This is a genomic window from Pedobacter sp. 01T416_2, from assembly GCF_056398925.1.
In genome coordinates this window covers 1-6,594 of the sequence record NZ_JBFTQI010000457.1, presented here as the reverse complement: position 1 = coordinate 6,594, position 6,594 = coordinate 1, and the positions used below count along the sequence as shown (strand labels likewise).

General features: G+C 40.1%; 7 protein-coding genes. 5 read left to right on the top strand and 2 right to left on the bottom strand.

All coding sequences use genetic code 11. The features are described from left to right. The 5 genes from AC1DPQ_RS17890 to AC1DPQ_RS17870 form a co-directional block, all read left to right on the top strand. Positions 1-1,907 (top strand): SusC/RagA family TonB-linked outer membrane protein (locus AC1DPQ_RS17890; RefSeq protein ID WP_477610416.1); only part of this gene is annotated, 1,907 nt, incomplete at its 5' end. Next, positions 1,871-2,119 carry a hypothetical protein gene (locus AC1DPQ_RS17885; protein ID WP_477610415.1) on the top strand — a complete coding sequence of 83 codons (249 nt, stop codon included), beginning with the start codon at positions 1,871-1,873 and terminating at the stop codon, positions 2,117-2,119. The genes AC1DPQ_RS17890 and AC1DPQ_RS17885, both read left to right, overlap by 37 nt. Positions 2,120-2,126: 7 nt before the next feature. Continuing rightward, positions 2,127-2,456: a twin-arginine translocation signal domain-containing protein gene (locus AC1DPQ_RS17880; protein WP_477579547.1), complete on the top strand. Its 330-nt coding sequence runs from the start codon at positions 2,127-2,129 to the stop codon at positions 2,454-2,456. Further along, positions 2,372-3,835: a RagB/SusD family nutrient uptake outer membrane protein gene (locus tag AC1DPQ_RS17875; RefSeq protein ID WP_477579545.1), complete on the top strand. Its 1,464-nt coding sequence runs from the start codon at positions 2,372-2,374 to the stop codon at positions 3,833-3,835. Before AC1DPQ_RS17880 ends, AC1DPQ_RS17875 begins: the two co-directional genes overlap by 85 nt. Before the next feature lie 142 nt (positions 3,836-3,977). Continuing rightward, positions 3,978-4,793 (top strand): endonuclease/exonuclease/phosphatase family protein, encoded by an 816-nt coding sequence (locus tag AC1DPQ_RS17870; protein WP_477610414.1) that lies wholly within the window; start codon positions 3,978-3,980, stop codon positions 4,791-4,793. A 20-nt stretch (positions 4,794-4,813) separates the two neighbouring features. On the opposite strand, the gene AC1DPQ_RS17865 is transcribed toward AC1DPQ_RS17870, so the two are convergent. Together AC1DPQ_RS17865 and AC1DPQ_RS17860 are read right to left on the bottom strand one after the other, a co-directional pair. Continuing rightward, positions 4,814-5,764 carry an alpha/beta hydrolase gene (locus AC1DPQ_RS17865; protein WP_477585836.1) on the bottom strand — a complete coding sequence of 317 codons (951 nt, stop codon included), beginning with the start codon at positions 5,762-5,764 and terminating at the stop codon, positions 4,814-4,816. A gap of 162 nt (positions 5,765-5,926) precedes the next feature. Continuing rightward, positions 5,927-6,594: hypothetical protein (locus AC1DPQ_RS17860; protein WP_477610413.1), on the bottom strand; the 668-nt coding region annotated here is incomplete at its 5' end.

The window sequence follows — 6,594 nt, the reverse complement described above, 5'->3', positions numbered from 1 at the left end:
GTTCTGATCCTAATTATTTTGCCAACACCAACTGGACAGATGCATTGATTAAAGATTATGCTCCTCAACAGAATCACAGCATTAACGTGCAGGGAGGAAGCAGCGATTTTAATTATTATTTTTCTTACGGAAGAGAAAACCAGGATGGCCTAATTGCCGGCGATCAATATAAGTTTGCAAAAAACAATGCCAGGATAAAGCTATCGGCTTTAAAGCTCCTTTCCTTATTGGATGTTGATGTGAATTTGGGTTATTTAGACCGTAACCAGAATCAGCCAGCTGCCGATACTGATGGCGGTGCCGGTGCTATTTATACTGCATTTACCAGTTCACCATTAACACCTGTACGGTTTACTACCGGTACCTGGGGTTATGGCGGTGGATCTAGTAATCCTTTAGCAATTGCTACCGATGGCGGTTTCAATAATTTTTTCTCTAAAGAATTTACTTCCAACATTACGGGAACATTGCACGTGCTTAAAGGTTTGGATCTCAAATCGCAATATGGTTTAATTGCCAGTTCTCAAAAAAGACGGACATTTAATCGGAGGATCGATTATTTCAATCCAGCTACCAATSCCATTATTTACACCACCAGTCCGAACAATTCGCTGAGGGAAGTTGCCACAACTACCACCTTGCAAAATTTCTCTATGCAGGCAGATTACACGCTTAATTTAGACGAACATCACATTAAGCTGCTGGGCGGTTATCAACAGGAGACGTATCGTTTTGATGCCTTCTCAGCAGCTAAAACCAATTTGGTTAGTGATGATGTACCGGTACTGAATATTGGATCACTGAACCCAACGGCAACAGGCGATGCCTATCAATATGCTTTGCAATCGCTTTTTTCGAGGGTTAACTACGATTATGCCGGAAAATATCTGGTAGAGTTTAATATGCGCTATGATGGATCTTCGCGTTATGCGCCTGGAAAAAAATGGGGTGTATTCCCTTCAGTTTCTGCAGGCTGGAGATTTAGCGAAGAAAGCTTTATAAAAGACAATAGCCGGTCCTGGTTTAGCGATGGTAAAATCCGCGCTTCTTACGGATCATTGGGTAATCAGTATGGAGCAGATGGACCAGCTTATTCTGAGTGGTATCCATATATTAAAGTATTAACCAGTGTGGGTACCATGCCAATTGGTAATATCCTGACTACTGGTTTTGCACAGACTATACTTTCTAATCCCTTGTTAAGATGGGAAAAAGCCACGATGCTCAATGTGGGCATGGATCTGGCCTTTTTTAACAACCGACTTACTTTTACCGGAGATATTTTTAATAAAAAGACGGTAGATATACAACTTAAAGTGCCACAGCCTGATGTAATAGGCCTTACCGTTCCCGATCAGAATGCGGGTGCCATATCAAACAAAGGATATGAATTGAGCCTGGGTTGGAACGATAAGATTGGAAATTTTAAATATGGCATTACCGGACAGTTTTTTGATATCAAAAATACAGTTACCGATTTGGGCGGTGTTCCCCCAACCATTGGCGACAGAATCCGTCAGGTAGGGCAACCGCTTGATGCTTTTTATGGTTACCGCACAGATGGATTAGCTCAAGAGACTGATTTTACCAAAGATGCCGCAGGAAAATACGTGCCAAAGTTTCCAGTCTTTGCTGCAGATGCAGGTAAAGTGGCACCTGGCGATCTTAAATACCGTGATTTGAATGGCGATGGTTTGATTAGTGCCGATTTAGACCGTGAGGTAATTGGCGATGCTTACCCTCGGTATAATTATTCTTTCAGGTTAGATGCTGCTTATCATAATTTTGATCTGAGTGTAGATGGACCCCACAAAATACTGGAGGTTCATACCCACGTTTCGTATATAAAGATACCCGCAACACTGGAAGATTGGCCGATTATTGGTTACAGGATGCTGCTTATTTAAGGGTGAAAAACCTGCAGCTGGGTTATACTATCCCTGGAAATTTCTTGCAGAAGATTCACATAGATAGGCTAAGGGTTTACGCTTCGGCCGATAACTTGTTTACCGATACCAATTTCTTTTATGCTTACGATCCTGAATCGCAGGCAACCAGTGGCGGATTATACCCTCAGGTTAAAACGTTCATTTTCGGTCTTTCGATTAAGTTAAAATAAACCACCCATGAAAAATCAAAATCAATATATAAACAGCCGCAGATCATTTTTAAAAGCAACGGGTTTGTTGGGCGGTGCTGCACTGATTCCTTCCTTTTTCTTAGCCAGTTGTAAAAAAGGATTTCTTGATCGTGAACCGCTGGATTCGGTAACCGATATCAGTTTCTGGAAAACAGAAGAACAACTGAAACTGGCTGCAAATGCCTGTTACAGCAATTTAAGAAACAATAATACCATCGCCATGGAAAAAATATGGGCGACAATACCATTTATCCCCCTAATTCAGAATATCAGGCCATTTCTGCAGGTAATTACGATTTTACTTCTGGGACATTAAACTCCGAGTGGGTAAATTTATATGCTGCCATCAGGCGTTGTAACCATTTTCTCGAAAATTACACCAAAGCCACCAATATCAGTGCAACTGCCTTGGCGCAGTATGCGGGAGAAGTAAGGTTTTTAAGGGCTTTTATGTATACTTATCTGATCTTCCTTTTCGGTGATGTGCCGCTAATCTCTAAAACGCTCGATATTGGTGATGAAGAAGTATTTGGTCCACGTAATAAAAGGGCAGAAGTGCTCGAATTTGTTTTTGCCGATTTAGATGCAGCAGCGATTGGGCTTCCAACTGCTTATACTTCTGCTGATCTTGGTCGTATCACCAAAGGTGCCGCATTTGCCTGGAAAGCCAGAGTAGCACTCTTTTTCGAAAAATGGAGCATTGCCGAGGCTGCCGCTAAATCAGTAATGGATCTGAATGTTTATCAGCTATATACAGCTGGTGGTACAGCCAAATGTTATAACGATCTTTTTACCTACAAAGGAAAATTAGCCGCTGGTGCCAACAAAGAAACCATTTTCGCAAGACCAAATGTTGCCGGCGTAAGTGTGCACAATACCAGTCGCGAAATTCAGGTGCCCGATCAAACGAGCCGCTACTCACCAACCAAATCGTTGGTAGATAGTTATTTATGTACAGACGGACTTCCGATAGATAAATCGCCATTGTATAGCGAAAGCACTTATGCTGATATCTTTAAAAACAGAGATCCACGTATGAACCAAACCATATTAACACCTGGTTGGGCTTGGGGCGGACAAGATGATGGTGATGCCGATGCCACTACAAATCCGATATTTAATACTCCTAAATGGAACGCCGATAAAAAGGGTTGTATAACAGGAACTGGGTTTTACTTTAGCAAATACGTAGAAGTTGCTGCTGTGGGTACGGTAAGCCAGGACTCGAACGATATCCATCATATCCGTTATGCAGAAGTACTGCTTACTTTAGCAGAGGCGAGGTTGGAGCAAGGTACACTTACCCAAACTGATATTGATAATACCATTAATAAGTTGCGCGACCGCGTGGGAATGAAACGAATGGTAATTACCGAACTTGTGGCAGCTGGGTTAGATTTAAGAACCGAAATCAGACGCGAAAGAAGGGTTGAACTTGCACTTGAAGGACAGCGCTATTACGACATACTCCGCTGGAAACAAGGCGATTTATTGGCTCAGGATGTAAAGGGCATGAAGAAAAGTTTGGTTGAAAGTTTTAACCAGCAATATGTAGCTACCATTGCAACAGATGCAAATGGGTATTTTGTGGTAAACACAGGTAGAAAATTTGTTGCTCCTAAAAATTATCTTTGGCCAATTCCAATTACACAATTGCAACGCAACCCAGTACTGGGACAAAATCCAGGCTGGTAACTAATTTAAGAGGTTGTATCATTAATGTAGAACTGTCATCTTTGGGCCTATCCACTTTATCAGGAAGTTCAACAGAGATGGATTCGAATCGAAATTTAAATTTTATGATACAGCCTCTTTTTATTTATTAATTTAACCCAATATGAAATTATACTCTTTTTTAATACTAAGCATTTGCCTTTTGGGCGCTTGTTCACCTAAGATCAACGGACAAGCTGAATCAAAGCGCAGTAATGTACTGCGTGTCATGTCTTATAACCTTCACCATTGCAACCCTCTATCAAAAGAGAAAGAAGGCCTTATTGATGTTGATGCCATTGCCAAAGCGATAGTACAACAAAAACCTGATCTTGTGGCTTTACAAGAAGTAGACGTGAATACCAAAAGATCGGGCACTATTAACCAGGCCGCTTTGCTGGCCACCAAATTGAAGATGAATTTTTATTTTGGTAAAGCGATAGACCATGATGGGGGTGACTATGGCGTAGCTATTTTATCTCGCTTTCCTTTATCTGCACAGCAGACTTTTATGTTGCCTAAAAATAACGATGCCAAAGCAGAACAAAGGGTTTTGGCCATTGCAACTGCCGAAATTGCCAAAGGAGTTTTTATCCGTTTTGCTTCTACCCATCTTGATGCGCAACGCCCGGAAGATAACCGTATCCTTCAAGCTAAAGAGATTAATCGGTTAACAGCAGAAGAAACCCTGCCGTTAATTGTTGCAGGTGATTTAAACGCCGATCCAAGTTCAGAAAGCATTAAAATATTCGATTCTAATTTTACCAGAACATGTAGCAATTGTGGTTTTACCATTCCTGTGATCAACCCGCGGAAAACAATTGATCATATTGGCTTTAAAACAGGAAATCCTTTTAAAATTGTTTCGCACGAGGTAATCCCTGAGCGTTATGCCTCAGATCATTTGCCCATCGTTGCTGTGCTCGAACTGAAAAAATAGTGGAAACCACTCGATTTACCCTATCTCTTTTTTAAAGCAGGAGGTATGCTAAAAGTGGATTTTTTGTCGGCATCTTTAAAGTCTACTTCCATAAAGTAGCGCTTTTGTTTAATGATGTAATTTTCTATAAACCACAAAATATCAGGCAGGTTTTCAACCATTGGTGATCCTGCTATTTCGTGTCCCATACCTTGTACATACTGAAAATAATATGGATACCCATTTTTTTTGAAGGTGCGTGCCAGGTACTTGGAGCCAAAAAAGCCCCTGTTAAGTAATCTCACTTTGTTATAGGGTACAAGTTTATCGGCTGTGCCATGAAAAAGCATTGTAGGTGCTGGTGGCATAGCATATTTTGGCGCACCATGATAACTTAATATTGCCCCGGCAAAAGAAATTACACCTTTGTATTGAAAATGCTGTGGGAGTTTAGCCGATAATGCTGTCGCATTCCGCTTGTTATAGTCGGCATGTAGTGCAGTAATAGCGCCCGCACTTGATCCCGATAGGATGATCATAGCCGTATCGATACCGAGTTCTTTTGCATTTTTAAGCAGATAAGCTGTTGCTTCGAAAACATCAGTCGTAGCCGTATCAATAGCAGCTTTTAAATTTGAAGTATTAAAGGGACTGGGAAATTTCTTTCCTTTAAGGCCTAATCTATAATCAACAGACACTACTTTAAAACCATGCCCTATCAACGTATTAAAGTATTGGTCAAATAACTTACTGTCTCTGTGGCCCATTACAAAGCCACCACCAAATACAAAAAGTACTGTTGGTTTAGTTTCTGTTATTTTACCACTGTAATAAATATCTAACTTTAGTGCGCCTGAATCTGTTTGCGAAAATATTTTAGTATCTACATGATATTTTTTATCCTTGAGTACAATCTGCCCAATTGAGGATAGAGAACTGAATAAAAGCGTGAGGAACAGCAAGCTTAGCGGATATACTTTGTTATTGGGCATCATCTATTTTTTAGGAAGAGGTTCGCTATTAGCCAAATGTAATTGGCTTTGATTTCTAAGCTAATTTATTGCATTTTCAGCTCAAGTGCAATTAAATACACCATATTCTACACTATGGATTAATTTAAAACATTAATTTAATCGGTTATAATTGCAACTGCACTATTTTTTGTAGCCGTTTAGCCTAAATAACAGAATGTTTTTGCAAATAACGCCGTTTCTGAAAATAGGTGTAATAATCGGTGCTTTGTTGTCTTTAAATTGCGATTTAATAAAGTTTAAACTGTTTTCATCGTAGAGATTAGAAGGAACAATGTAATATGCATCGTCACCAGCAGTTAATTTAGGTTTAGTTTGGTTCGACCAATAATACTGGTGAAGATCGAAGATTTCCCCTATGCCATAAGTATGTAAACCCGTTTTGGCGCAGACATAAAAATCTAAATGAGCAGCAGGAAACCACTTTGTAATTACCATAGTATGGGTCGTCTTATTCTTTTTGGATGATTTATCCACACGGTAAATAGAATCAATTATTCTTGATGTTTCTTTCCAGCCGTATAAATCTAAGGTGGGGTCGCCCGTACCCAAATGCATGGGGTCTTTTCGCGGAGAAAATGTGCCCTTGTAAAAATTAATTGCGATGAGACCTGCACATACCACGAACAGGAAAAACAGCATACCAGCACTAATAATGGCTTTTACTTTTGATAAGGTAAAGGATTCCAGTTTCAATGCCGAAAGGTATATTAAACAGCTATAGGCCGGRCCAGACCAATGGGGTAATGTATCTCTAAAAATTGAAAGAAAAATCAGCGTAGCAATAAGTG

What these genes read in the sequence shown, in the direction of transcription:
- AC1DPQ_RS17880 (WP_477579547.1), top strand. Translation starts at nt 2,127, where the DNA reads ATGAAAAATCAAAATCAATATATAAACAGCCGCAGATCATTTTTAAAA.
- AC1DPQ_RS17875 (WP_477579545.1), top strand. Translation starts at nt 2,372, where the DNA reads ATGGGCGACAATACCATTTATCCCCCTAATTCAGAATATCAGGCCATT.
- AC1DPQ_RS17870 (WP_477610414.1), top strand. Translation starts at nt 3,978, where the DNA reads ATGAAATTATACTCTTTTTTAATACTAAGCATTTGCCTTTTGGGCGCT.
- AC1DPQ_RS17865 (WP_477585836.1), bottom strand. Translation starts at nt 5,764, where the DNA reads ATGCCCAATAACAAAGTATATCCGCTAAGCTTGCTGTTCCTCACGCTT.